Annotated in this window: 24 protein-coding genes; 11 read left to right on the forward strand and 13 right to left on the reverse strand. The window is 63.8% G+C overall.

Features of this window, described 5'->3' with window-relative positions:
• Positions 1-83: 83 nt before the first annotated feature.
• The 10 genes from ABH924_RS22720 to ABH924_RS22765 all read right to left on the reverse strand — a co-directional run bounded on the left by ABH924_RS22720 (position 84) and on the right by ABH924_RS22765 (position 12,256).
• Positions 84-278 carry a hypothetical protein gene (locus tag ABH924_RS22720; protein WP_404502506.1) on the reverse strand — a complete coding sequence of 65 codons (195 nt, stop codon included), beginning with the start codon at positions 276-278 and terminating at the stop codon, positions 84-86.
• Positions 279-339: 61 nt separating this feature from the next.
• Complete coding sequence (locus ABH924_RS22725) at positions 340-795, reverse strand: GAF domain-containing protein (protein ID WP_404502508.1); 456 nt, start codon at positions 793-795, stop codon at positions 340-342.
• Positions 792-2,327 carry a helix-turn-helix domain-containing protein gene (locus ABH924_RS22730; RefSeq protein WP_404502510.1) on the reverse strand — a complete coding sequence of 512 codons (1,536 nt, stop codon included), beginning with the start codon at positions 2,325-2,327 and terminating at the stop codon, positions 792-794. The genes ABH924_RS22725 and ABH924_RS22730 overlap by 4 nt, the downstream gene beginning before the upstream one ends.
• On the reverse strand, positions 2,320-3,402 hold the full coding sequence (locus ABH924_RS22735; protein ID WP_404502512.1) for a DUF917 domain-containing protein: 1,083 nt from the start codon (positions 3,400-3,402) through the stop codon (positions 2,320-2,322). The genes ABH924_RS22730 and ABH924_RS22735 overlap by 8 nt, the downstream gene beginning before the upstream one ends.
• Positions 3,399-4,751 (reverse strand): methylhydantoinase, encoded by a 1,353-nt coding sequence (locus ABH924_RS22740; RefSeq protein ID WP_404502514.1) that lies wholly within the window; start codon positions 4,749-4,751, stop codon positions 3,399-3,401. Before ABH924_RS22740 ends, ABH924_RS22735 begins: the two co-directional genes overlap by 4 nt.
• 83 nt (positions 4,752-4,834) lie before the next feature.
• Positions 4,835-5,818 (reverse strand): ABC transporter permease, encoded by a 984-nt coding sequence (locus tag ABH924_RS22745; protein ID WP_404502516.1) that lies wholly within the window; start codon positions 5,816-5,818, stop codon positions 4,835-4,837.
• A 9-nt stretch (positions 5,819-5,827) separates the two neighbouring features.
• Entirely contained in the window at positions 5,828-7,354 is a 1,527-nt protein-coding gene (locus ABH924_RS22750) for a sugar ABC transporter ATP-binding protein (protein WP_234754044.1), read from the reverse strand.
• Positions 7,355-7,472: 118 nt separating this feature from the next.
• Positions 7,473-8,495, reverse strand: coding sequence for a sugar ABC transporter substrate-binding protein (locus ABH924_RS22755; protein WP_404502518.1), 1,023 nt, complete (start codon positions 8,493-8,495; stop codon positions 7,473-7,475).
• 25 nt (positions 8,496-8,520) lie between these two features.
• The gene (locus ABH924_RS22760; RefSeq protein ID WP_234754046.1) at positions 8,521-10,194 is read right to left on the reverse strand and encodes a hydantoinase B/oxoprolinase family protein; all 1,674 of its coding nucleotides are present in this window, start codon (positions 10,192-10,194) and stop codon (positions 8,521-8,523) included.
• Positions 10,195-10,204: 10 nt separating this feature from the next.
• Positions 10,205-12,256 (reverse strand): hydantoinase/oxoprolinase family protein, encoded by a 2,052-nt coding sequence (locus ABH924_RS22765; protein ID WP_404502520.1) that lies wholly within the window; start codon positions 12,254-12,256, stop codon positions 10,205-10,207.
• Positions 12,257-12,576: 320 nt separating this feature from the next.
• Between ABH924_RS22765 and ABH924_RS22770 the strand changes: the two genes are divergently transcribed.
• Positions 12,577-13,008: an SRPBCC domain-containing protein gene (locus ABH924_RS22770; protein ID WP_404502522.1), complete on the forward strand. Its 432-nt coding sequence runs from the start codon at positions 12,577-12,579 to the stop codon at positions 13,006-13,008.
• A 9-nt stretch (positions 13,009-13,017) separates the two neighbouring features.
• Here the strand turns inward: ABH924_RS22770 and ABH924_RS22775 are convergent, their stop codons facing one another.
• Positions 13,018-13,755 carry an ANTAR domain-containing protein gene (locus ABH924_RS22775; protein WP_404502524.1) on the reverse strand — a complete coding sequence of 246 codons (738 nt, stop codon included), beginning with the start codon at positions 13,753-13,755 and terminating at the stop codon, positions 13,018-13,020.
• A gap of 721 nt (positions 13,756-14,476) precedes the next feature.
• Here ABH924_RS22775 and ABH924_RS22780 point away from each other — a divergent pair.
• The 6 genes from ABH924_RS22780 (at position 14,477) to ABH924_RS22805 (ending at position 21,054) form a co-directional block, all read left to right on the forward strand.
• Positions 14,477-14,668 carry a hypothetical protein gene (locus ABH924_RS22780; RefSeq protein WP_404502526.1) on the forward strand — a complete coding sequence of 64 codons (192 nt, stop codon included), beginning with the start codon at positions 14,477-14,479 and terminating at the stop codon, positions 14,666-14,668.
• A 462-nt stretch (positions 14,669-15,130) separates the two neighbouring features.
• Positions 15,131-15,943, forward strand: coding sequence for a DeoR/GlpR family DNA-binding transcription regulator (locus ABH924_RS22785; RefSeq protein WP_234754051.1), 813 nt, complete (start codon positions 15,131-15,133; stop codon positions 15,941-15,943).
• Positions 15,940-16,947 (forward strand): 1-phosphofructokinase family hexose kinase, encoded by a 1,008-nt coding sequence (locus ABH924_RS22790; protein ID WP_404502528.1) that lies wholly within the window; start codon positions 15,940-15,942, stop codon positions 16,945-16,947. The genes ABH924_RS22785 and ABH924_RS22790 overlap by 4 nt, the downstream gene beginning before the upstream one ends.
• Positions 16,948-16,949: 2 nt before the next feature.
• Positions 16,950-18,998, forward strand: a complete 2,049-nt coding sequence (locus tag ABH924_RS22795; protein WP_404502530.1) for a fructose-specific PTS transporter subunit EIIC — start codon at positions 16,950-16,952, stop codon at positions 18,996-18,998.
• A gap of 34 nt (positions 18,999-19,032) precedes the next feature.
• Positions 19,033-20,742, forward strand: coding sequence for a phosphoenolpyruvate--protein phosphotransferase (ptsP, locus tag ABH924_RS22800; protein WP_404502532.1), 1,710 nt, complete (start codon positions 19,033-19,035; stop codon positions 20,740-20,742).
• Between the two features lie 33 nt (positions 20,743-20,775).
• Positions 20,776-21,054, forward strand: coding sequence for an HPr family phosphocarrier protein (locus ABH924_RS22805; protein WP_059388405.1), 279 nt, complete (start codon positions 20,776-20,778; stop codon positions 21,052-21,054).
• A gap of 108 nt (positions 21,055-21,162) precedes the next feature.
• Here the strand turns inward: ABH924_RS22805 and ABH924_RS22810 are convergent, their stop codons facing one another.
• Together ABH924_RS22810 and ABH924_RS22815 are read right to left on the reverse strand one after the other, a co-directional pair.
• Positions 21,163-22,116: a DNA topoisomerase IB gene (locus tag ABH924_RS22810; RefSeq protein ID WP_404502534.1), complete on the reverse strand. Its 954-nt coding sequence runs from the start codon at positions 22,114-22,116 to the stop codon at positions 21,163-21,165.
• Between the two features lie 49 nt (positions 22,117-22,165).
• Positions 22,166-22,645, reverse strand: a complete 480-nt coding sequence (locus ABH924_RS22815; RefSeq protein ID WP_404502536.1) for a Dps family protein — start codon at positions 22,643-22,645, stop codon at positions 22,166-22,168.
• 329 nt (positions 22,646-22,974) lie between these two features.
• Between ABH924_RS22815 and ABH924_RS22820 the strand changes: the two genes are divergently transcribed.
• The 4 genes from ABH924_RS22820 to ABH924_RS22835 all read left to right on the forward strand — a co-directional run bounded on the left by ABH924_RS22820 (position 22,975) and on the right by ABH924_RS22835 (position 24,207).
• Positions 22,975-23,145: a DUF2207 domain-containing protein gene (locus ABH924_RS22820; RefSeq protein ID WP_139359614.1), complete on the forward strand. Its 171-nt coding sequence runs from the start codon at positions 22,975-22,977 to the stop codon at positions 23,143-23,145.
• A gap of 96 nt (positions 23,146-23,241) precedes the next feature.
• The gene (locus tag ABH924_RS22825) at positions 23,242-23,418 is read left to right on the forward strand and encodes a CsbD family protein (RefSeq protein ID WP_059388403.1); all 177 of its coding nucleotides are present in this window, start codon (positions 23,242-23,244) and stop codon (positions 23,416-23,418) included.
• Between the two features lie 66 nt (positions 23,419-23,484).
• Positions 23,485-23,913 carry a hypothetical protein gene (locus ABH924_RS22830; protein ID WP_404502538.1) on the forward strand — a complete coding sequence of 143 codons (429 nt, stop codon included), beginning with the start codon at positions 23,485-23,487 and terminating at the stop codon, positions 23,911-23,913.
• A 27-nt stretch (positions 23,914-23,940) separates the two neighbouring features.
• On the forward strand, positions 23,941-24,207 hold the full coding sequence (locus ABH924_RS22835; RefSeq protein WP_404502540.1) for a Rho termination factor N-terminal domain-containing protein: 267 nt from the start codon (positions 23,941-23,943) through the stop codon (positions 24,205-24,207).
• Positions 24,208-24,542 lie beyond the last annotated feature (335 nt).

The following is a 24,542-nucleotide window of genomic DNA, read 5'->3' on the forward strand; positions in this document are numbered from 1 at the left end:
GGCGGCCGAATGAAGTCCACTATAGTTACCAGCAGCCGGCCACGGCAGCGTAGAAAAACCACCAATCCGCTGTCCGAAAACTCCTAAGCAGCCCAGAGCCCGGGAATCACGGTACGGCCGTCGGCGTCAACGATTGTTCCGGCCTCTTCCACGTCTCGCCCCACTTCCGTGATGCGGCCTTCGCGGACGGCGATGGAGCCTTCGAGCAGGTTCGGGGTCTCGCCGTCGAAGATGAGGGCGTTCCGGATGGTCAGTGTTCCCGGTGTCGTGGTAGTCACGTGCGAAGGTTCCTTTCTGCTGTTTTCAAGGACGGCACCCGTGGCGACCGCCCTCGAAGGATTAGTTGGTGGCGGCAATCGCTTGTTCGAACAGCGGGACGGAGCGCTGGGCGATGTCCACGGCCGCATCCACCGATGTCTGCCCATAGCTACCCTCAGGGGCAAGGAAGTTCATGGATCCGATGGTCTCACCATTGCTTACCACTGGAACGTTGACGATGGCACCGCAACCCAGCGACTCAATGGTTGCGGAGTCGAAGAAGAATGCCCGGACTGCTTCCTTGTCCGCCCCAAGGAACGGCTGCTGGCCCTTGAGGACCTGCTCGAGCCACACCGGGTTGGTGTCCCCGCCCAGGGTCTTCCTTCCGCCGACGGGGTAGACCCCCGGGTGGCTCGTATAGATGCGCGCCATGCTGGTGCCTGCGTCGGCGACGACGGAAGCAGTGAACAGGATGACGCCGGGCGTTTCCTGTGCGGCGGCATAGACATCGTCAAAGTTGTCGAACTGGGAACTCATGGGAGTCCTTTCTGGTTTGAGCCGGGATTGGCGGAACTCGCCTTGCTGTGGATTGAGCGGCGAAGTGTGCTGAGGATGAGATGGACGGACAAAAGCTTGGCTGGGACGTCGAGGGGGACGCCCAGTTCGCGGGCACGGTTGAGTCGGGTCTGCGGGGTGTTCCGGTGCAGGTCAAGGGAGCTTGCCGCAAGGCTGACGGAGCCGTGGTGGTCGAGGAAAGCCCCTGCAGCCGCAATGACAAGGTCTCTGTCCGGGCTGGCCATGAGCAGCGGCAGCGTCAGTTCCGCCACGAGCAGGACCGAGTCCTCATCGACGAACGTCGCGGCCGCCGCAACGTCAAGATTGGCAAAGCCTGCCACCGTGCCGGGTCCCGTCGAGAGGGCGGATTCAGCGGCCAAACGGGATTCACGGACGATATTGGGCAGTGCCGCAGGTTCCTCTCGCCAGCGGGAGAGTCCTGCGCCCAGACCCATTTCCCCCAAAGACTTCCCCAGACGGACCCTGATCCGCGCCTCGAGCTGATCCGCTGCCTCCTGGTATCCGGCGGGAACAAGGGCGAGCCAGCCGCCGTGGACTTCAGCCAGGGGGCTGCGGACTGTGACTTTCCGCCAGAGCAGCCGCAGCACCGCTGTAAGCTCCGGACGATGAGCTTCCAACGACGCCCTGCGGATCCACACGGCCACATATTGCTCCTCCCCACGCCAGCCCAGTTGGGAGAGCAAGTGCCGGTGACGTTCCGCGAACGTGGTCCAGGAGGAGTCGGGGTCGTGGTTCAAACTGACCAGGGCCGCCGTGGGTACTGCACGCGCGGTGTCGAGGGCATCTCCCAACAGCCACGCAGCGTTTACCGACGGCGTGGCCACCTCGAGGATCGACCGGACGAGCTGCAGGTTGTGGACTCCGGATCTCGGCACCCGCGCGGTGAGCCTGGACGGGATGGAGGTATTCGACCCGCGAACATCCACGGTGATGATTTCGACTGCTTCCCGCGTGGGCATTCCCGCGGACGCCAGGCTCACGCCGTCGTACTCCAGCAAGATTTCAATACCGTCCAGCTCCCTGGAGATGGTCTTCAGGACAGCTCCCAAGGTAGTGTCCTTCGCGACCGCTCGGGCAAACCGCGCCAGCTCAGCGTCCACCACAGACAGGGCAGCGCCGATTTCAGCAGCCAGTGCGAGGGCGATGCCCGACGTGTCGCCCTCGGCGGCCAGCAGGGTGATACCCAGCCGCTCGGCGAGGCCGATCACCGCGCTGGAGTAGGTACTTCCAGCGACGACGACGGCGCTGGCCTTCCGCTCCCAGGCGTGCCGCAGGGCTGCGGACACCAGCCATCCGCCGGAGCCCATCTCCGCAGACAGGACGATGACGGTGTTGGGCCGCACCCGCTGGATGGCATCAAGCTGGGAGACAAGGACGACGCCGTCGATTGCCGCGCTGGACGGCGTGAGATACAGCGGGGTGGTGCCGCGGAGGGAGCCGTGCGCCAGGAGCCCGGCGACATCCAGATGGTTCTCGCTTTTCGATCTACGCATGTTGCCGCCTTGGGTGCTCAATCGGAATACCAAAGGCCTTTGGTTCAGCAAGATCAAGGCCCGCCTCCGAGTACCACTGCGCCGCAGCCGTGATCTTCAGGACGTCAATGACATCGCCCACCCGCACATCGTCGATGTTGACCACCGTGCCGTGCTCGGAGTTGAGGAGCGAGACGATGTCCGGGACGGCCGCAGCGATGGCGCCGTCGACGAGGACCAGCAAGATTTCGTTCTGGATCTCCAAGCGGATGATCTGCCCGGATCGTTCGTCGATGAGCGTCACGCTGGACGGCAGGGCCGGAAGGCCTAGGTCCGAAGGGCGCGACAGGCCTTCGACGTGACTCACCCGGGCCCGAGCAATCCGGGTGGCACCCAGAAATTCAGCGAGCTGCTGGAACTTGCGGTCAACCGAGGTTTCAGCGTCGAGAATCTCCCCGATCCGGATCATCCGGCTGATGGAGCCGTGGACTCCGTGCTCGCGCATTTGGCCCGCTGAGCACGGATACATGGCTGTAGCGGCCCACCCACCCATCTCCGTGACGAGGGCCCGCACCAGGGTTTCGGCCCGCTGCGGGTTCTCAGCCTCCACCACAGCCCGTTCGCCGGTGACTCCCATGAGGGCGATCGGACTGATGGGGACGTGGCCGATGTTCAGCGTTGTTTGGCTGATCAAGGGAAAGACACGGCCCATGGGGTCGGAATCAATAACCGGCAGCGAAGACTGCAGCCCGACCATGAGGGGAACAATTCCGTTGATGTTGGCGGCGGCGAGCGAATAGATCGCCCGCACCTGTCGGCCGAGGTTGGCCTCGATGGCACGGATGCAGCCGATGAACTCATCGCCTACGGGAGGCATATCCGCGATGAAGAGACCCTGAGTAACCATTCCGATCGCCACCACGAGGTCATCGGGGGCCAGCTCGTCAATCGAGATGAGTTCCAACGCACGGTTTTCCATGGCCTTTTCGATCATCTCCGCGTAAACGTAGATGGCTGTCGGGTCGATGGTGCAGGCCAGGAAGTGGGCGCCGGTTCGCAGGTGCCGGACATCTTCCACCGTCAGCAGGGCGTTCATCGGATGGCCCCCTCTTCCACCCCGAAAGGTGCCCGTACTTGAATTTCGGCGGCATCTTCAAAGGTGTCCCCGGAGACTTCACCAGCCGCTTGGACCCTGATCCGCACGATGCCGGGGTTGCCATAGGGCATGGCATAGACATTCGATTCAATGATCCGCGTGAGCCCGGGGCTCGCCCCCGACTGAACGGCTGCCGACTCGGCATCTTCTTCCGCGCGACGCTGCACCAACTGGAGGTCCGCCCGCCCGCTAACCGTCTCCAACCTGTCGATCCAGGCGGTCAGGGGCGCGACGGCGGACCCCACCTGTGCGGCGTCGTGCGCTGCTGCCAGCGTGGGAACCAGCCCGAACGGAAGCGGGGTGTCCTGCCCGCTTCGGAGGTCGGCAATCACCGAGGGGACCGCAGGGCGGACCGGATGGTCGGCCGTGTACGGTTCGACGACGGCGGCGTTGCTGGCGAGGCTCGCCTCGTACCCTTGGCGGATGACGCTTCGCGTAGCAGGGAGGCCGCCACGGATTTGGCCCACAGTGACCCCGGAGGCCGTGCAGATGACGACCTCCCCATCCGGAGCGCCGGCCAAGGTAGCCGCGCCGAGGATCTGCATAGCGGGTTCGGGGCGCAAGCCGTGAATCGGAATCACTGCCAGCCGCGCAAGCGGCGCGCGGCCGCCGTCGTTCTTGGCGAACCACATCGTGGCGGAGGGAAAATACCGCCGTCCCGACGCTTCCAGCATCGCGGCCAGGTCCTCCCCTGTTTCCATGAGGGCGCTGTTCAGGATGGCTGTGTAGTCACGGTCGCGGAAAACACTGGAATAGAAGTCGCTGGAGATGCTGATGCGCATTTCGCTGTCACTGGACAAGATGGCATCGGCAATGCGCGTTTCGTGATCCTTCGACGCTGTCGACCCCACGGAGGTGATTGCAATGTTCCGTACCTCTCCGGAGAGGATGTCCGGAAGTTCGGCCAGGAAAGCCTCCAACCCGAGCGGAGCGAGCGGGCGTCCCCGCAGGTCGTGGCCTCCGCCGACGTGGACGGTCCGGGCCACCACTGGTTCGACGAGTGCCGGCAACCCAGTCACGTGGAACGCGTCCGCAGGCGGTCGGGGCGAAATCCGGATCGCGATGACCGGGGCTAGTTTCCGTGCTGCGAGGACGCGTCCGGCGTCGGAGGTAATGTCCGTGACTTTCGTAATGTCAACGCCGGCATCCTGACGAAGCTCTTCGAACGCTGTGTCGACTGCCTCCGCAAGGTTGCTGCCGTGCACTTCGGCCGGCGCGGACACCACGGTGTGCCCGTCCAACACCAAGGTCCGGCAGCTTGTTCCCTGCAACCGCAGCCCTATGCGCATTGTTCGGCCTCCTGTTCAGCCTGCTCCAGTTCCCTCACCAGGTCATGACGATGTTCCATGTATATAGCGTCCCCCAAGAGGGCCTATCCGGTGCGCTTGCGGAAGAACAATCCGTCCGCGGCGACTGCAAGCAGAATGAGGACGCCGGTGACAACCTGCTGGTAGGTGGTGTCCCAGTGGAGCAGGTTGAAGCCGTTGCCGATGACGGTCAGGATCATGACCCCCACGAAGGCCCGCCACATGGCGCCCTGTCCGCCGAGAATGCTCGTCCCTCCGATGACGACGGCGGCAATGGCCGTGAGTTCGACGCCGATGGCCATGGCGGGCTGGGCTGAGCCGGCGCGCGAAGCAAGGATCATGCCTGCCATCGCTGAGCAAAGGCCGCTGATGGCAAACACCGCCACGTGGATGGAACCGGTACGGATACCGCTGAGGCGCGCCGCTTCCTTATTGCCGCCCACAGCGTAAATCCGGCGTCCAAAGGTAGTGCGCCATAGGACGATTCCCAGCACGATGGTGACGGCCACCATGAGCACCGAACCGGCGGTGAGGCCGAAGAGGCTCGGCCAGGTCCATGTCTGGAAGGCCGCAAGCTGCTCGGGCAAAGGAGCGACAATGGCTCCGCCGGTGATCACGATAGCGAGCCCGCGATAAATGATGCTCACCGCGAGCGTGCCTATGAAGGAATTCACCTTCGTACTGACCACGATCAGGCCGGTGATGGTTCCCAGGGCGGCACCCACCAACAGCGCGCCGACGAATCCCGCGATCACCCCTAAGTGCTGGGTGATCATCACTCCGGCGATGGCGGAGACAGCCAAGTTTGCGGTGGAGGAGAGATCGAAGACACCGCTGACGATACACAGTGTGGCGGCAGCGGCCAACAGTCCCACGATGGCAGCTTGGTCGAACAGGTTGATGAAATTTCGGCCCGTCAGGAACGTTCCGGTGTTGAGGGTCAGGAACAGCATGATGGCGATCAGTCCGAAGACGATCCCGAAATCCCTGACATTGAGCTTGAATTTCTTGTCGGCCGGCGCGGACACGGCAACGGTAGCTGTGGTCATTTGATTCACCTATTTCAGAAATGCGGAAGTCATGACTTCGTCGCGGGAGGCGTTCCGGTCGAATTCAGCAACGATGCGGCCTTGCCTCATGACATGGATACGGTGGGACAGCCCGATGACTTCCTCGAGTTCGGAGCTGACGACGACGACGGCCGTGCCCTTTGCCGCGAGGTCGGCGATCATGCCGTGGATGCGGGCCTTGGCCGCGATGTCGACACCACGCGTGGGTTCGTCCACCAGCAGCACCGCCGGAGGGTTGAGCAGCCACTTGGCGAAGAGCGCCTTCTGCTGGTTTCCTCCGGACAAATCGGCAATCAGCGAGCCGCGGCGGGCGCCGCGCAGGTCGACGGAATGGCTGATCTCGGACACGGCTGCCTTTTCCCGGGCTACCCTGACGAAACCGCCCAGTGATCGGCCTGACAAGGTGGAAAGGGCGATGTTTTCGTCCACCGGCCGGGACATGACCAGGCCCTGTTCTTTCCGCGACTCGGGGACGAGGGCCATTCCGGCTTTGATGGCTTCCCGGATGGAGTTGGCACGGAGGCGTCGGCCGTTGATCTGGACATGTCCACTGGTGGTTCGATCAGCACCGAACATGGCGAGCAGGGTCTCGCTGCGGCCACTGCCCACCAGGCCGGCGATACCCAGGATTTCGCCTTGGCGGACCGTGAAGGAGACGTCTTGCACTTTTGAGCTGCTCAGTCCTGCCACCTGGACCACCGTTTTTGCTTCCGGAGACACCGGAGGAACCTCCGGAATGAGGAAATCGACCTCCCTGCCGACCATGAGGCCGACGAGCGACTCCGGCGTGTGCCCCGAGGCGTCTTCAGTGGTGATGTGCTGTCCGTCACGGAGGATGGTCACGCGGTCCACTAAACCCAGGACTTCCTCCAGATAGTGCGATACGAGGATGACGGTGGTGCCTGAGCTGGCAAGGTTCCTGATCACCTTCAACAGCTGTGCTTTCTCTGCCTCGTTCAGGACCGCCGTCGGCTCGTCCATGCACAGCACCTTGGCGCCACGGGCCAGCGCCTTCAGGATTTCGACCTGCTGCTGCTGACCGATGGGGAGGTCCCCTGCCATCGCCCGGGGGTCAAGCTCAAAGCCGGTCTCGGCCAGGAGGCGCTCCAAATGATCGGCGTCCCGCCGCGAACGGAGCAGGCTTCCCGTGTTGGCCCATCGGCCCAGGAAGACGTTCTCCAGCACTGAAAGGCCAGGAATGAGTGCCAGCTCTTGGGATATAAGGGATATTCCGTGTGCGATGGCGTCCCGGGGCTCGGTGATCTTCACCTCCCGGTCGTCAAGCTTGACGACGCCGAAATCTGCCGCGATGGCGCCGCCGAGGATCTTCAGCAGCGTGCTCTTGCCAGCACCGTTTTCCCCCATGATGCCGTGGATTTCCCCCGGAGCCACCGACAACGTGATATCGCGCAGCACAGTGCTGGCACCGTACCGCTTTCCGATTCCGGAGATGGTGATTTCCGGAGCGGCACTCCGATTGACGCGCTCTGGTGAATCCAACTGTTGTATAGCCATTTTGACCTCGGGAGATGGAATGGAAGTTTTGGCCGGTCCTGCCGGGACCGGGGCGGGGGCTTCGGTCCCGGCAGGACCTCAGCCCCGGCAGGGCAGGACCACGAGGGGGATAAGTCGGCTAGTCCGAGTACTTCGAGACGTAGTTCACGGCATCGAGGGCTTCCTTCGTGCCCTTGGCCTTGTTGGGAGCCAAGCTCGCCTCGTCCACTGCCGTTTCCACCTGCTGTCCCCGGGCCTTGGCAAGGCCGAGTTCCGTGGCCTTGGCGCCGTTCGCCACCACGTCGCTGACGTAGATGGAGAACCATTTACCGGATCGGACGGCCTCGACATTCGAGGTGGATGCGCCGTTCCCAATGAACTTGATGTTGCTATTGCCAGCCGCAGCGGCCGCACCCGTGATCGCCTGGGATGCACCGATGACGACATCGACGTCCGGGTTAGCCTGGGAAACGTTCTGGAACGCCTGCCGGCCGCTGTCCTGGGTGTATCCGCCTTCGACACTGGCCACCAGCTTGATCTTCGGATCAGTGGCCAGCTCAGCTTTCACTGCTTCGGTCCGGGCGTTATCCAGCGGCAGGGACTTGAATCCCTCGAGGTAGGCCACCTTGCAGGTGTCTTTGGAGACTTTGGCGCAGGCATCCTTGCCCATTTGGCCGAGCATCTTGCCGTTGCTGGTGGGAAGGTCAACGATGCTGATTGCACCCGGGACCTGGGGCTGGATGGTGTCGAACTTCGGGCCGATAACGGAGAACTCGACCACCACCGTTATGCCAGCTTGGACGGCCTGCTGCAGTGGCGCAATCAGGGCCTGGTTGTCGTTCGCCTGGACAACGATCACCTCGAATTGTTTGGAGGTGACGGCGTCCTGGATCTGCTGGACCTGGGTCTGGGCGTTGAAGTTGGGGTCTACGAACGTGGCGGTTGCGTTGTTGGCCTTGGCCGCCTGCTGGACGCCGAGGAAGGTTCCTTGGGCGAAGCCGTTGGACTTGGCGAAGCCGAAGAATCCGACGTTGAGCGGTTTGCCGGCGTCCGCCGTCGAAGCTGGTCCTGCGGCCGCTTGCGTGGGTGGGGTGCAGGCTGACGTCAGGAGGGCTAGCCCGATGAGCGCCGCGGCTGCGGCTGATTGCTTGATGTTTTTCATTGGGGTGTCTTTCTGTGGGCAGGGCTTAGTATCCGTAGTGGGTCTTGGCGAAGTCCTCGGTGATGAAGCCGTTGACGATGTCGTAGGTGATCTCGTCCCGGGAGCGTTGGGAGACGTCCCCGAAGCCGCCGCCGCCACCGACGGCGAGCCGGACGATGTCGCCGGCCTTGACCTTGCGGGCGTTGGCTTTGAGGGTGCGGACCTCATCGCTGCGGCCTGGGTTGAACACAACCTCGGGCCCTTGGGCGTCTGAGCCGCCGAAGAGTCCCCAGGCCGGGGTCTTGGACCTTTCGAACCAGAGCCCCACGACGCAGTCGGCCAGGAACTCGTATTCACGGACGACTCCGTTGCCGCCGCGCCACTGGCCGGGGCCCCCGGAGTTGGGGCGGATGGAGTACTCGTTGATGCGGAATGGATAGCGGGTCTCCATCATTTCGATGGGCAGGTCCTTGAGGGAGCCGTTGACGTTGTTGATCATGGCGGACTCGCCGTCGGTGCCTTGCCAGGCTCCCCAACCGCCCAGCGTGGCCTCCATGGTCACGAAATTCCGGCCGAAGCGCGGATCGAAACCGGCTGCGGTGATGATCATCGAGTCGCCGTGGCTAGCGCTGGCAACGCGATCGGGCATGGCCGGCGCCATGGCCTTGGAAACTAGGTCGATCAATAGTCCGAGGTGGGAGAAGTACCACTGGCACGGCGCTGGCGCCACCGCGCCAAGGACCGAACCTGAACGCACCTGGGTGGTCAACGGCCGGAAGGATCCGCCGTTCGAGTTGGAGTCCGGGCTGACAAGGAGTTTGTAGCCGACCCGCAGTGCGGAGACGGCCTGGGCGGCGCCGCAGTTGACCGGGCCCATGGTCTGGTCAGCCGATCCGGTGACGTCGAAATCAACGGTATCGCCAGAGACGGTGATCTTTAGCTTGATCGGAATCGGAGTGTCGAGGTTGATGCCGTCGTTGTCCAGCACGCCTTCGGCTTCGTAGACGCCGTCGGGAATGTTGCGGACGGTCTCGCGCTCGATTTCCTCCGTCTGACGGAAGATCTCATCCCGGGCAGCATCCAGTTGGTCCATGCCGTAACGGCCCACGAGTTCCTTCATCCGGGTGGTACCCATCCGAAGGGCGGCGATCATCGCGTGCATGTCACCGATGGTCTGGTAGGGGAAGCGAACATTGGTTCGGATCAGATCCACCACGGAGGTTTCAATACCTGCCTCGATCAGTTTGACCGGGCCCATGCGGAAGCCCTCCTGGAAGATGTCCGTCGCGTCCATGGAACCGCCGACGTCCTTCGAGCCCATGTCCATCCAGTGCGCACGGGTGGCTGCGAAGCCGACCACCGCGCCGTCGTCGAAGATCGGGGCAAAAATGGTGACGTCGTTCAGGTGGGTTCCGCCAAGATAGGAATCGTTGAGGATCCAGACGTCCCCTTCCTTCCACACCTCGCGGCCGTACAGTTCTTCCACCGCGATGGAACAGGTTTCCAGGTTGCCCAGGAACAACGGCAGGCCAGCGGACTGTCCGAGCACGCGGTGCTCGGTGTCCAGGAGCGCTACGACGCAGTCCCCTCCTTCGTAAAGGATCGGTGAGTAGGCGGAGCGGATGAGGGTGGCGTTCATGTCGTCCGCGGCGCTGGTGAGAGCGTTGCGGATGATCTCCACGGTGACTGGATCCAGGGTCTTGACTGCAGTGATTGTCATTGGTGGTACCTCAGTTTCCTTCGACGTCTTGAGTGCGGATGATCAGGGAGCCGAATTCGTCGACGATGACGTCGAAGCCGGGGGGCACCACGGTTGTGGCGGTCTGTTCCACGATGATGGCGGGGCCTTCGAAGGCATGGCCGGCGGCCAAGTCGTCACGGCGGACCACGGTGGTCTCGTGTTCGATCTGCTCAAAGACCACCGGGCGGATTTCGTGCTTGAACTCGGCGCTCTGGGCGGTGGCGAAGTGTGGTGCATCAAGGCGGCCCAGCTCGCCGACGGCCTGCGTCCGAAGCGCGACGATTTCGATAGGCGCCCCGAGGTTGGAGTGTCCGTAACGTTCGTGGTACATCGAGGAGAAACGAGTGGCCAGCTTGGCAAGAAAGTCGGCGGACTCTGGTTCGTCCGCGGAGGCCAAGGGAACGTTCAGGGAGAATTCCTGCGATTGGTAACGGACGTCTACTGACGCATTGGTGAGGCGGCTGTCCTCCGGAACACCCTCGGAGACCAGCGAACCCAGGCCTTCGACTTCCATGGACCGCAGCACACCGGCCATATGGGCAACGTCGATGTCCTCGTCAAGGTAGAAGTAGGGCTCGGAGAAATCCTTGCGGATGTTGGTCTGTAGCATCCCCCACGCCGAGAAAGCGCCCGGGAACCGGGGAACAATCGTTTCCGGGATGCCCAGTTCCTTGGCCAGGAAGACGGCGTGCATGGGGCCCGCGCCGCCGAATGCCACGAGGGCGAAGTCTCGGGGCTCGATGCCGCGGGAGATCGTGATGGTCCGGATCGCCTGGGCCATCTGGGAGTTGGCCACGTCGCAGATACCTTCGGCCATGGCAATGGGGTCCAGTCCTAGCTGGTCACCTACGGTCTTCAGGGCGGTGACCGCGGTTTCGCGATCAAGGGCAACCTGTCCGCCCGCGAACCAGTCCGGGTCCACGCGGCCAAGCACCAGGTTGGCATCGGTGACGGTGGGTTCCGTGCCTCCCCGTCCATAGCAGGCCGGTCCCGGTGTGGCTCCGGCGGAGCGCGGACCGACACGGAGTCCGCCCGCTTCGAGCCACGCGACAGAGCCACCCCCAGCGCCCACGGTGTGGATGTTGACCACGCTCATGAGCATCGGAAGGCCTTCGAGGTGCGCCTCGGTGGAGACGTCGGGCTTCCCGTCGACCACCAGAGAGACATCGAACGATGTTCCGCCCATGTCGACGCCGATCAGGTTCCGGCGTCCGGAGACGCCGGACAGTTCGACGTCGCCCATGGCACCGCCGACGGGTCCCGAGAGCAGCGTCTGCAACGGGCGCTTCCGCGCCGATTCGGCAGTGAGCACGCCACCGGAGGATTGCATGATGTGCAGTGGGGCTTCCACGCCGCGGTCAGCGAGCTTCTCTTCCAAGTCCAGGAGGTAGTTGCGGACCACCGGTCCGGTGTAGGCCTCGACGACGGCGGATGAGGTGCGCTCATATTCGCGCCACTCCTTCGCGGCCTCGTGGGAAAGCGAGACAGTGAAGTCCTCGCCCAGCTCTTCGAGCAGGATTTCCCGGGCCCGGAGTTCGTGTGCGGGGTTCTTGTAGCTGAACAGGAATGCGACGGCGACGGCACCGTACCCCTCGGCAACTGCCCGGCGGCCTGCCTGGCGGACTGCAACCTCGTCCAAGGGGCGGATCTCGGTTCCCTGCCCGTCCAGACGTCCTCCGACGCCGATCACGTCCTTGCGCTCAAGCAACGGGGAAGGCTTGCGGTACTGGGCGTTGTAGAGTTCGAGGCGCGGTCCGCGGGCGATGTGGTAAGTATCTTCGACGCCGGCCGTGGCAAGCAGCATCACAGACACGCCGCGGCGCTCCAGGAAGGCGTTCAATCCCTGTGTGGTGCCATGGACCAGGAACTCGATGTCGGACAGGTCCTCGACAATGGATTCGAGGCCTGCGATGACACCCGCGCTCAGATTCCCCGGCGTAGTGGACGCTTTCGTGGCCGCGTAGGTTCCGGCGTGCTGGTCATACGCGACAATGTCGGTAAACGTTCCACCGATGTCCATGGACACCCTGTAGTTCGGCATGTATGTCTCCTGATGGTTCTGAAGAGGAACTTTGTGTGTGAGACATCACGCTACGGACGTGGCTTTTTCGGATGTGGGCAAACTGCACGTTGCTGCAGACACTCCGAGGGCGGAATGCATAACGATCGTCACAGGCCGGATATCGCCCCAGTTCAGAGGCACAATTCTGAGGCGCACTGCGAGCCTAAGAGAAAACACCCTCGATCTCTTGACGTGATCGCGAGCACAACCAAGCCCGGCTCCGCCGGCCCTCACCCCGGGGGCGTAGACTCTGATGCGCCAGCTTCAGGACGCCGGGCAGGCTGCAGAAGGAGAAAGAAATGACGAGCAATTTCATCGCGAGTTCAACCATCACGATCCATGCAAGCGCCGATCGCGTGTGGTCAGTGATCACCGACCCCCAGGCCATTAAGGAGTTCATGTTCGGGACGGATGTCCTCACCGACTGGACGGTCGGCGGACCCATTGCTTGGCGCGGCACTTGGCAAGGCAAGGAATACGAGGACAAGGGCACCGTCCTGGAATTCGAGCCCGGGAAGCGGCTGGTAAACACCCATTTCAGTCCGCTGTCCGGCCAAGACGATGCCCCGGAGAACTACCACACGCTGACGTGGACGCTCGAGCCTGAAGACGGGATAACCAAGCTGACCTTGGCGCAGGACAACAACGCCAGCCCGGATGAAGCCGCGCATTCGAAGGGCATGTGGGACAGCCTCGTGGAGAGCGTCAAAAATATCGCGGAGCGCAGCTAGCCGAGTCGCTTACGCCTCGAAGTGCGAGACTGGCGTTTCCTTCGTCAAGGCTTGGAGAAGGGATTCCGCAACCTCCCTCAGCTTCTGGTTCCTGCCGTTCGAGGCCTTGCTCAGAATTCTGAAGGCCTCTTCCTGACTGCATCTGTTCTGGCCCATGATCACGCCGGTTGCCAGATCGATGGCGGTCCGGGAACGCATGGCCTGCTCGAGGTCCTCTGCACGTTGTTGCCTGGCACCAATCCTGACCGCCAGCCGCAAAGCCTTTTCTGCCTGGCTTGCGAATTGCTCGCAGCTGCGGATGGAAGCCTCGTCGAAGGCATCGCGCTGCCGGGCGAACAGGTTGATCGCCGCCGTCGCGCCCTCTTCCAGGCGCAGGGGGACGCAGAGCACGGCCAGGTGCCCGCGCTCCGCGATGGTGGAGCAGTACTCAGGCCACTGCGAGTCCGTGGACGTGTCCGAAACGAGTACGGATTTCCCGGTTCTCATCGCTTCCAAGCAGGGCCCTTCGCCGTAGGCTTGCTGCACTTCGTCAATGAGGCGGGCTTCGTGGCTGCCGCCGGCGACCGTCATCGATCGGCGGCGTCGGCTCAACGTGACCCCGCACAAGACGTTCTGGCCGCGCGCAGCGGACACTGACGACGCCGTGAATACCGCAAGGTCTTCGAGGAAGCCGCTGACGTCTTCACTGTCGATGACCAAATCCTGGAGTTCCCCCACTACCGAGGCATTCAGCCCCATTTCGTCCATGGCTCAGTCTACGAGCAGCAGGCCGGCAATGGAGGAAAAAGGGCGTCCCGATACAACGTCCACCACCCGGACAAACGCTCCGCCGGTCTTGCGCACCGGGGGTACAGAGTGCACAATTCTTCTACAGTCCGTGCAGAACTCCGGACAAAGGCCGAGCCTTCGGCCTGTTTTCGCTCAAGCAGCCGGGCGCCATGTCACTCAACGTGAAGGTGCTGCCTGATGAGTAAATGCCTGTTACCGGCGCGGAGCTAGCCGATGTCGGCCCTCTCCGAATCCGCCATCCCTCACGAACCACATCAGCCCGGGGCTGCACCCCTTTGGTGTGCCGGGTGTGGAACAGACAAGCACCTGATCATCGAATCCATCCAGGCCCGGACTCCAAGGTCTTCCCAACAGCTTGCCGTGTTCTACACGTGCATTTCCTGCGGGTTTTCCTACAGCCACGCAGCAACTGTCCAGCAGGCGGGGGCCATCCTGAGTCGTCGGGGGATTCAGGATGGCCTCCTGGAGTTCGGAAGCCACTATTTCCACTGCGGCGAACCCCTCCGTGAGGTAAAAACCGCACTGCGAAGCTTCAGGGCACAGCAGACGGGCAGGTCCCGATCGCGCAGCTCTCCCCCGGAAGCCCATCTCCACACCAAGATCTTGAGATGCAGGTGCGGGTTCGAGTTGGAAATACCTGCTTAGCCAACGACTTGCAGCATTACCCGAAGGAAGCACCATGAAGCTTGAAAGTACGCAGCAGCGACAACCCGAAGACGACTCCCGGCAAGAGTCTGATGAGCTGGGCCAACAGAGGAACAAGCACCGGCAAGAAACGGGTTCCTCTCCCGAGTCCCGCTTGCCCGATCCGCCCGACCCGGACAACCTCCCCATCGAGTACCCCGGTTCACGGGAAATCGAGTGGCCGTAGGACACCTTCCGGTCCGGCGATAGAGCAGCCAGCCTTTACTTGACCAACCCATCCAGGCTGGCCAGGCCTGCGCCGGACCGGTCATATCGTCGTGCCGGCCCGAGGTTGCGCCCGTCAGGCCTCGCGCCCGCCCGACGTCGAATCCGACGTCGAATCCGTCGTCGCGTGTCGGATTCTGCTGGATCATTCCGGCATTCAGGCTCGCGGCCCCCGCCATTCCGGGGCTGGCGAGCCGTCGCCTTCGAATGATCCAGCAGAATCCAACGCCCCCGCCCTTGAGCGCCCTCAAAGCACATCCCAAGCGCCCCTCGCCAAACCCAAATCAACCCAAATCAACCCAAAATCTTTGTTTATGTTGTTTTCTGTTGACAGACCAACATGAACAAAGATAGAGTCAAGCAATTCCACATCATGTGATCACAGTCACTGGTGTACCTAGAGCTTGTACGCAATGGAGGGTATGTGTTTGCCGAGGAGCGCCAACAGCTGATCTCCGAGCTCGTCGCCGAGCGTGGACGGGTCAGCGTCACGGACCTTGCGGATCGATTCAGCATCACGACGGAGACCGTCCGCCGCGACCTCGCTGCCCTCGAATCCGCCGGTAACCTTCGCCGCGTCCACGGTGGGGCAGTCCCGTCGGACCGCCTCAGCACCCGTGAGGAAAGCGTGGTTGAGCGGGCCATCCAGCGCCAACCGGAAAAGCTCCGCATCGCCGAGGCCGCTCTTGCCCTCATCCCCGAAAACGCGGCCGGCAGCATCCTGATCGATGCGGGCTCCACCACCGAGGCCCTCGCCCGCTTGCTGGACCAGCGCACCGCGCAGCGCACGGCGTCCTCCAACGGGAACGCCCCGCGTGAAGAACTGGTGGTTATCACCCACGCCATCCCCATCGCCGGACGGCTCTCCGGCAATCCGCGCATCGCCCTCCAGATCCTGGGCGGGCGCGTTCGCGGACTCACCCAGGCCGCCGTTGGGCAGTCCACGGTCGAGGCCGCTTCCCGGCTCCGCCCGGACATCGCCTTCGTCGGTGCCAACGGTATCCACGCAACGTTCGGGCTCAGCACCCCTGACCCCGAAGAAGCCGCCGTCAAGGCCGCTTTCGTCACGTCCGCACGGCGCGTCGTCGTCCTCGCGGATTCCTCCAAGCTGGACGCGGAAACCCTCGTCCAGTTCGCTGCACTGAAAGATGTGGACACCGTGATTACTGACCACGAACCCTCTGAAGAGCTCTCCGCCGCTTTGGCCGAGGCCGGCGTCGACGTGGTGATCGCATGATCGTCACCCTGACCGCCAACCCGAGCCTGGACCGCACCGTGGAACTCCCGGCCCCCTTGGCCCGCGGCGAGGTCCAACGCGCGGTCGCCGTCCACCAGCATTCCGGCGGCAAGGGCGTCAATGTCTCCCGGGCGCTGGTCGCCTCGGGCCTGGACACCGTTGCGGTCCTGCCGGGCGGGGATTCCGATCCCGTCCTCGCTGGACTGCTCGACGACGGCGTCCCCTACGCAGCGCTTCCGATCAGTGCGCCGCTGCGCAGCAACGTGACGCTCACCGAACCGGACGGCGTCACCACCAAGATCAACGAACCCGGCCCGGAGTTGAGCCTGGACGAGCAGGAAGCCCTGATCGGGCTGCTGCTGGACCGCTCCCGTGGCGCCAGCTGGGTGGTACTCGCCGGATCGCTCCCACCAGGAGTTCCGGCGGATTTTTACGCCACGGTCGCCCGCCGGATCCGTTCCACGCACGGCGATCCTGCAAACGGCGGACCGCCGCTTATCGCGATCGATTCCTCCGGGGCCCCGCTGGTTGCCGCCATCAGTGGCGATTCATTCGGCAACATCAGCGGCAAGCCCGATCTCTTGAAGCCCAACGCGGAAGAACTGGCCGAACTGGCCGCCGCAGCGGGCCTCACAGACGTCCACACGGCTGACGAACTGGAAGCGGACCCGGGCCTTGCTGCCAGGGCCGCCGCCGCCGTCGTCGGCAGCGGTGTGGGTGCAGTACTCGCAACACTCGGTTCCAAAGGCGCCGTCCTGGTAACCGCCGACGGCGCGTGGTTCGCCACGCATCCGCCGATCCAAGCCGTCAGCACAGTTGGTGCCGGCGATTCATCCCTTGCTGGCTATCTGCTGGCCGCCACCAACGGCGGAACCTCGCAGGACTGCCTCCGTCAGGCTGTGGCACATGGTGCCGCCGCTGCTTCGCTGCCGGGCTCCACTGTCCCGGCGGTCCACCAAACAACTCCCGACGCCGTAACCATCACGGCCCTTCAGAAGGACTAACAGTGACCCAGCTCATCACCCCCCAACTGGTCTCCCTTGACCAGAACCTCGGCGATTCTCCCGCCGATGTCATCCGCTTCCTGGCGGGCAAAGTTGCCGCAGCCGGGCGCGCCTCCGAGGTTGAAGGGCTCTTCGCGGACGCCTTCGCCCGCGAGCAGAAGACTGCCACAGGCGTGCCAGGCGGCATCGCTATCCCGCACTGCCGCTCCGTCGCCGTGACCGAGCCCGCCTTGGCGATGGCCCGGCTTTCCCAGAAAGTGGACTTCGGCGCCAAGGACGGCCCCGCGGACATCATCTTCTTCATCGCTGCCCCGGAAGGAGCGGACCAGGAGCACCTGAAGCTGCTCTCCAAGCTAGCCCGTTCCCTCATCAAGAAGGACTTCACGGCGGCCCTCCGCGCGGCTGCCACCGAGCAGGACATCGTCGACCTGGTTGAAGGCGCGCTGGCCGACAAACCGGCCGCACACGCAGCAGAGTCGGCAGCACCCGCCGCCGAGGCGCCGGCTTCGGCCCGCGCCGCTTCGTCGACTGGACCCAAGCGCGTTGTCGCCGTCACGGCCTGCCCCACCGGCATCGCCCACACCTACATGGCAGCCGATTCCCTCGTGGCTGCGGCAAAGGAAATGGGCGTCGACCTTCAGGTGGAAACCCAGGGCTCGGGCGGATTCACCGCGTTGGACCCGGCTGTCATTGCCGCAGCTGACGCCGTGATCTTCGCAGTAGACGTCGATGTCCGCGGCAAGGAGCGCTTCGCAGGCAAGCCCGTCATCAACGCGCCCGTTAAGCGCGGTATCGACGAGCCGGCCAAGATGGTGCAGGAAGCCATCGCCGCCGCGTCCGACCCCCACGCCCATCGCGTTCCGCACTTCGGCGCCGAAGAAAACGCCGAACACGCATCAGAGGCCGCCAGCGAGCACCTCGGCACGAAGGTCAAGAAGGTCCTGCTGACCGGTGTCAGCTACATGATCCCGTTCGTCGCCGGCGGCGGCCTGCTGATTGCCTTGGGCTTCTTGTTGGGCAGCTACGAAATCGCCGGAGTTGCGGACAAGATCCTTGGCGCGAACACTCTCGTCAACCTGCCCACCGACTACCCGGTTCATGCGTGGGGTCCGCTAGGCGCCTACCTCGGAGCCGTGCTGTTCAAGATCGGCGCGTTGTCCCTCGGCTTCCTCGTCCCCGCCCTGGCTGGCTACATCGGCTACGGCATCGCGGACCGGCCCGGTATCGCCCCCGGCTTCGTCTCCGGTGCTGTCGCAGGCTACATGGGCGCAGGCTTCCTGGGCGGCCTGGTAGGCGGCCTGCTAGCTGGTGTCACGGCACACTGGATCGGCACCTTCTCCGTTCCGCGTTGGTTGCGCGGCCTCATGCCCGTGGTCATCATCCCGCTCGTCGCCTCGATCGTCGCTTCGGGCGCCATGTTCCTCTTCCTCGGCGGTCCGATCGCGGCCATCTCCAAGGGCCTCAGCGCCTGGCTCTCCGGGATGACCGGTACGTCGGCGATCGTTCTCGGCATCATCCTTGGCCTCATGATGTGCTTCGACCTGGGCGGTCCCGTCAACAAGGTTGCCTACTCGTTCGCTGTAGCCGGCCTCGGCGCGGGCAGCCTCGCCAACCCGGCCCCGCTCCAGATCATGGCTGCCGTCATGGCGGCCGGTATGGTTCCGCCGCTGGCCATGGCACTCGCCACCACCCTGAACAAGAAGGGATTCAGCCTTGCTGAGCGCGAGAACGGCAAGGCCGCCTGGCTGCTGGGTGCTTCCTTCATCTCCGAAGGCGCCATCCCGTTCGCAGCTGCCGACCCGCTCCGCGTGATCCCCGCAAGCATGGTGGGCGGCGCCGTGACGGGTGCGCTGAGCATGGCCTTCGGGGTCACATCCCAGGCACCCCACGGTGGCATCTTCGTCTTCTTCGCTATCGGCAACGTGTTCATGTTCATCGCATCGATCGCAGTCGGCGTGGTCGTCACCGCACTGGTCCTGCTCGCGCTGAAGCGTTGGGCAGTCCGGAAGCCGGTTGAGGCAGAGCCTGTTCCGGCCGTCGTCGCAGCCTGACGCCAGCGTCAGCAAGCAAGTAGAGGATTAATCCATGCAGACCTTTTCAGGTGTAGGCGTTGCCCCCGGGCGTGTTCTGGGGCCGGTGCGGCAGATGCCGAAGTCGGTTCAAGAGCCCCACGAGAACGTCAATATTCCTGCGGACGTTACCGTCGAATCGCAGGGCCAGCGCATCAAGGATGCCGCCAAGGCCGTGCAGGCGGAACTCCGTGCCCGAGCCGCCACAGCGTCCGGCGAAGGCAAAGAGGTCCTAGAAGCAACAGCCCTGATGGCCGCCGATCCCATGCTGGTGAAATCGGCCATCAGGCTCCTCTCCCCCGAGGCCCCAGGCGGCGCACGTACCGCCGAACGGGCCATCTGGGAGGCAGCTGCAACGGTTGCCGACTCGTTGAAGGCCCTCGGCGGCTACATGGCAGAGCGCGTGGCCGACGTCCTGGACGTCCGCGCCCGCATCGTCTCCGAACTGCGGGGGCTGCCCGCGCCGGGCATCCCGGCGTCGGACGTTCCGTTCATCCTGGCCGCCGAGGACCTCGCCCCGGCAGACACCGCCACCCTGGACCCCGCCAAGGTGATCGCATTGATCACCTCGAGCGGCGGCCCGCAGTCCCACACCGCCATCCTGGCCCGTGCACTCGGCCTGCCCGCGATCGTCGCGGCCCCGGGAGTCGACGAGATCGGAGACGGTATCGAGGTCTACCTCGACGGTGCTGCCGGCACCATCACGGTTGGCCCCGGCGAGGAACTCCGGCTTGCTGCCAAGGCTTGGGCAAACCAGGCGTCTACGATTGCCGCGTTCAGCGGGAGCAACGTCATGGCCGACGGGTTCCGGGTTCCGCTGCTCGCCAACGTCGGTACGGGCGCCGACGCGGTCAAAGCCGCCGGCGCCGGTGCCGAGGGCGTCGGTTTGCTGCGCACCGAATTCTGTTTCCTCGATCGCGACGACGAACCTACAGTCGAGGAACAGATCGCCGCCTACGGCGCCGTCTTCGCCGCGTTCCCGGGCAAAAAGGTGGTGGTCCGAACCCTCGACGCCGGCGCGGACAAGCCCCTGCCTTTCCTCACCAACGCGGACGAGCCCAACCCGGCGCTGGGCGTCCGCGGGTACCGCACCGACCTCACCTCCCCCGGAGTCCTCGAACGTCAACTGGCGGCGATCGCCGCGGCAGAGGCCGCCAACCAGGCCGAAGTCTGGGTCATGGCACCCATGATCTCGACGGCCGAGGAAGCCGCGTATTTCGCTTCCCTTTGCTCCGCCGCCGGACTGAAGACCCCCGGCGTCATGGTTGAAGTCCCGTCGGCTGCCCTGACCGCCGCTTCCGTGCTGCGCGAAGTCAGCTTCGCCTCGCTCGGCACCAACGACCTCACCCAGTACGCCATGGCCGCGGACCGCCAACTCGGCCCGCTCGCCACGCTCAACGATCCCTGGCAGCCGGCCGTGCTGCAGCTCGTGAAGTTGACCGCCGACGGCGCTGCTGCCGCCAGCGCGGGCGGCGCCGCCCGACCCGTGGGAGTGTGCGGCGAGGCAGCCGCGGACCCCGCCCTCGCCGTCGTACTCGTTGGACTGGGCGTCGCGACGCTTTCCATGAGTGCACGCGCCTTGGCTGCCGTTTCCGCTGTCCTGGCAACTATTACCGTGGCACAAGCCCAAAAGCTCGCGACGGCGGCGCTGGCCGCCCCGAGTGCATCCGCCGCGCGCCAAGCCGTTCGCGCCCAGCTTCCTATCCTGGACGAGCTGGGTCTCTAGACTTTCCCCAAGCCCACAATCGAAGGAGCAACAATGTCCGAACGTACCGCCACCATCGCCAGCCGCGTCGGCCTGCACGCACGCCCCGCAGCCATCTTCGCCGAAGCCGCCGGCGAGCTGGACATCGAGGTCACTATCGCCCGCGAAGGCGAGCCCGCCGACGACGCCATGGACGCCGCCAGCATCCTGTCCCTCATGAGCCTCGGAGCTTCATTCGGCGACGTCGTCGTGCTGCGCGCCGAGGGTGCCGGAGCCGACGAAGCCCTGGACCGCCTCGTGAAGATCCTCGAAACGGACCACGACGCCGAGTAGCCCCACGGAGCATGCTCTCCCTTGGCACTCAGGGATGGACATATTCCTGATATGTCCCTCCCTCGCAGCCAACGGGGAGCATGCTCCTTGTTAATTCAGGGCAGATTTTCAGGGCGGTGACCCCAGGTAGGCCGCAATATCCGACTCGGTGGCCTTGAGCTGCTCGAGATCACCGGCCAGGAAACCCTCCACGACGCGCGGATCGACGTAGGCTGCCCTCGCCACCGTTGGCGTGTTGCCGAGCAGTTCGGCGGTTTGCTTGATCGCCTCGAGGACTCGTTGGCGGGCTGGCACTTTCGAAGCAGGGCCTGCGAGCGCCATGCCGGCGGCCGCGGTCCCTTTCCAGGTGCGGAAGTCCTTGGCCGTGTAGTCGCCGCCTGTGATGTGGCGAAGGTACTCGTTGACCATCGCGGCATTCAGGGAGACCCTGCCCTCACCGTCCTGGAAGACCAGCAGGGTTTCCTTGCCGGTCCTGCGTGCCAAGGGTCCGAGGAATCGGGCCAGCACAGGGTCCTCGATGGTGGAATCCCAGGTTTGACCGCTTTTCCCCGGGAAATGCAGGGAAACCGTATCCCCGTTGACCTTTACGTGCTTGCACCTCAGCGTGGCGAGCCCGTACGAGCCGTTGCGGCGCGCGTAGCCATCGGATCCAACGCGCAACGCACCGAGATCCATGAGCCGCACGGCCGCGGCCAAGGTTTTGGTCTTCTCCGAAGCTGACTCCCGCAGATGGCGGGAGACGAGACGGCGCGCCTGCGGCAGTAGGGCTCCGAGCCGCGCAGCCCGGGCGAACTTTTCAGTATCCTGGCGGGCCCGCCACTCCGGATGGTAGATGTATTGGCTCCGGCCGGCGTCGTCCACTCCCATTGCCTGGATATGCCCGTTCGCGAACGGGCATATCCAGACGTCGGCCCAGGCAGGAGGAACCGCCAGCGCGTCAAGGCGCTTGCGCTCCCCACCCGCGACAAGCGATCCGTCCGGATGGTGATAGCTGAATCCGCGGCCGGACCTTCGCCGGGAAATGCCCGGCGTGCCGGGTTTGCTGCGGCGGAGCCGTGGCATGCCCGGCGCCGTTTGTCTGGGTTCCCGGGTTTCTAGGCTTCCCGGGTTCCTAGGCTTCCTGTGGGTCTGCCACTGACGCACTGGCTGACATGATCTCGGCACTGACCATCCAGGCGAGCTGCTCCAAACGGGCTATGAACGCGTGTAGGAGGTCAGCCGTCGTGGGGTCTTCTTCGTCTACTTCGTCGTGGACATCACGCATGGTCTGGACCGTCCGTTCCAGGCGGTCGGTGATCAGCTTCACGGCGTCCTTGGTTTTGGTCAATCCCGCGGGAAATTGCTCCAGCCTGGTTGAGGCGGCGATGGTGCTGCTCCGGCCATCGGGAAGGGCATGGAGCGCCCGCATTCTTTCGGCGGTTTCGTCGGCGAACTCCCGGGCCGCCGCGACGAGTTCGTCAAGTTGCAGATGCAGATCCCGGAAATTGGCGCCCACGATGTTCCAATGGGCCTGTTTTCCTTGGAGCTGGAGTTCAATCAGATCCGTGAGGACCAGCTGGAGATTATCTGCCAGGGTTTGCGATGCTTTCACGTTTTCTCCTCCTAGACGACCATCCGATGCGTGCGCTGGAAACCGGCGCACGACCTTCCGTTTACCCTACGACGATATCCAAAAACTTTTATCAGTGTACTTAGTACTTGATTTGATAAGGGTGCTTAGTAGTACCATGGAGGAAGTCGGTGCCGGTCCCTTCCGGATGAAAACCCCGGAAACCGGGGCGGCATCCGCTATAGCAAGACCTCGTACGGGGTCTGGGGGCCTGGTGGAGAACCACGGTTCGCAAGCGAACTGACAATCGAATACATCGCAAGGGACCGGGCGCTTGCCGGCGGTCCCCCTGAAGTAAGGAATATGTCATTGTGAACACTCTTCTGATCATTGCAGGCGTTGTGGCAATCGTTCTTCTGCTCGTCGGCGGTTTCTCGCAGGCCGTGAGCTGGCTCCTCTGGGTCGGCGTGGTCCTCCTGATCGTCGCGGCCATCGGCTGGCTTCTCAGCTTTATGTCCGGCCGCCGGTCACACGGCGTTTGACCGACAACGGCATTTAGGACGCCTGGCCGCATCGGCCGGGCCCCACACCGCTTGGCGGAATGAAGCAATCCATTTACCAGCAAAAGGAGTACGTCCATGGGTGCAGATGACAAGATCCAGAACGCCGGAGAAAAGCTCGCAGGCAAATCCAAGGAAGCGGCTGGAAAGCTGACGGGTAACGAGAGGCTCGAAGCCGAAGGCAAGATGGATCAAAGCAAGAGCGACCTGAAATCGGCCGGCGAAAAGGTCAAGGACGCTTTCAAGAAGGACTAAATCCGCCCGAAGTGCGGCTTCCGCCTCGCGCGGGAGCCGCACTTCCCGCTTCAAGGAGTTAAGTCGATGCCGACTATCTCTGACCCGATCATTCCCGACGGCGCGCCTCACCCGAGAGCGGAACGAATCTGGTGCGGCACTTGCCGCACTGCCGAGCACGTGATCCTGGATTCCATCGAGCCGCTCAAACCGCCGGTGGCAGACCTCGTGGATGTCGCTTACACCTGCGTGGAATGCGACACGTTTTATGCCCATGCTGCGACCTTTCAGGACGTCGCGGCCATCCTGAACCAGCGAGGCTCGGTATCAGGTGTGCTGCAATTCGGCGGCGAATACATCCATTGCGGCGAACCCATGCAGATTTCGGGAACCGGATTCCACAGCGTGTATGCGCCAATGTCCACTGAGGACCCCGCCGTCGATCTTCTCGACGTGTACCTGGCGACAAAGGTGTTGCAGTGCCGCTGCGGGTTCCGGATGGAGCTTCCGTCTTAGCCAGGATCTTGACCGCGGGAGGAACGCATGCCAAACAAGAAGAATCCCAGCCTCAAGGATCCGGACCTGTACGAAACCCTCCGGGAGGATGGCGCCTCGAAGGAAAAGGCCGCCAGAATCTCGAATGCCGCTGCCAAGGAAGGCCGCAAGGAAATCGGCCGCCGTGGCGGCACCTCGGGCGACTATGAGGACTGGACCGTGCCCCAACTGAAATCCCGAGCCAAGGAACTGGGACTCACGGGATACTCAGGCAAGAAGAAATCCGAGCTGATCTCGGCGTTGCGAAACCACTAGGCCTTCCAAGGGACATGCTCTCCGCTCGGACCCAGGAATGGACATATTCGCACTATGTCCATCCCCCGCCTCACACGAGGGACATGTGCCTTGTTCCTGTGCGGGCCCGGAGGGACATGTCCAGTTTTCGCACGAAGAACCGCCCACATTCCCAAGGGACATGCTCTCCGCTCGGACCCAGGAATGGACATATTCGCACTATGTCCATCCCCCGCCTCACACGAGGGACATGTGCCTTGCTCCTGTGCGGGCCCGGAGGGACATGTCCAGTTTTCGCACGAAGAACCGCCCACATTCCCAAGGGACATGCTCTCCGCTCGGACCCAGGAATGGAC

This window comes from Arthrobacter sp. GAS37 (genome assembly GCF_044908325.1).
GTDB classification, from domain to species: Bacteria; Actinomycetota; Actinomycetes; order Actinomycetales; family Micrococcaceae; genus Arthrobacter; species Arthrobacter ramosus.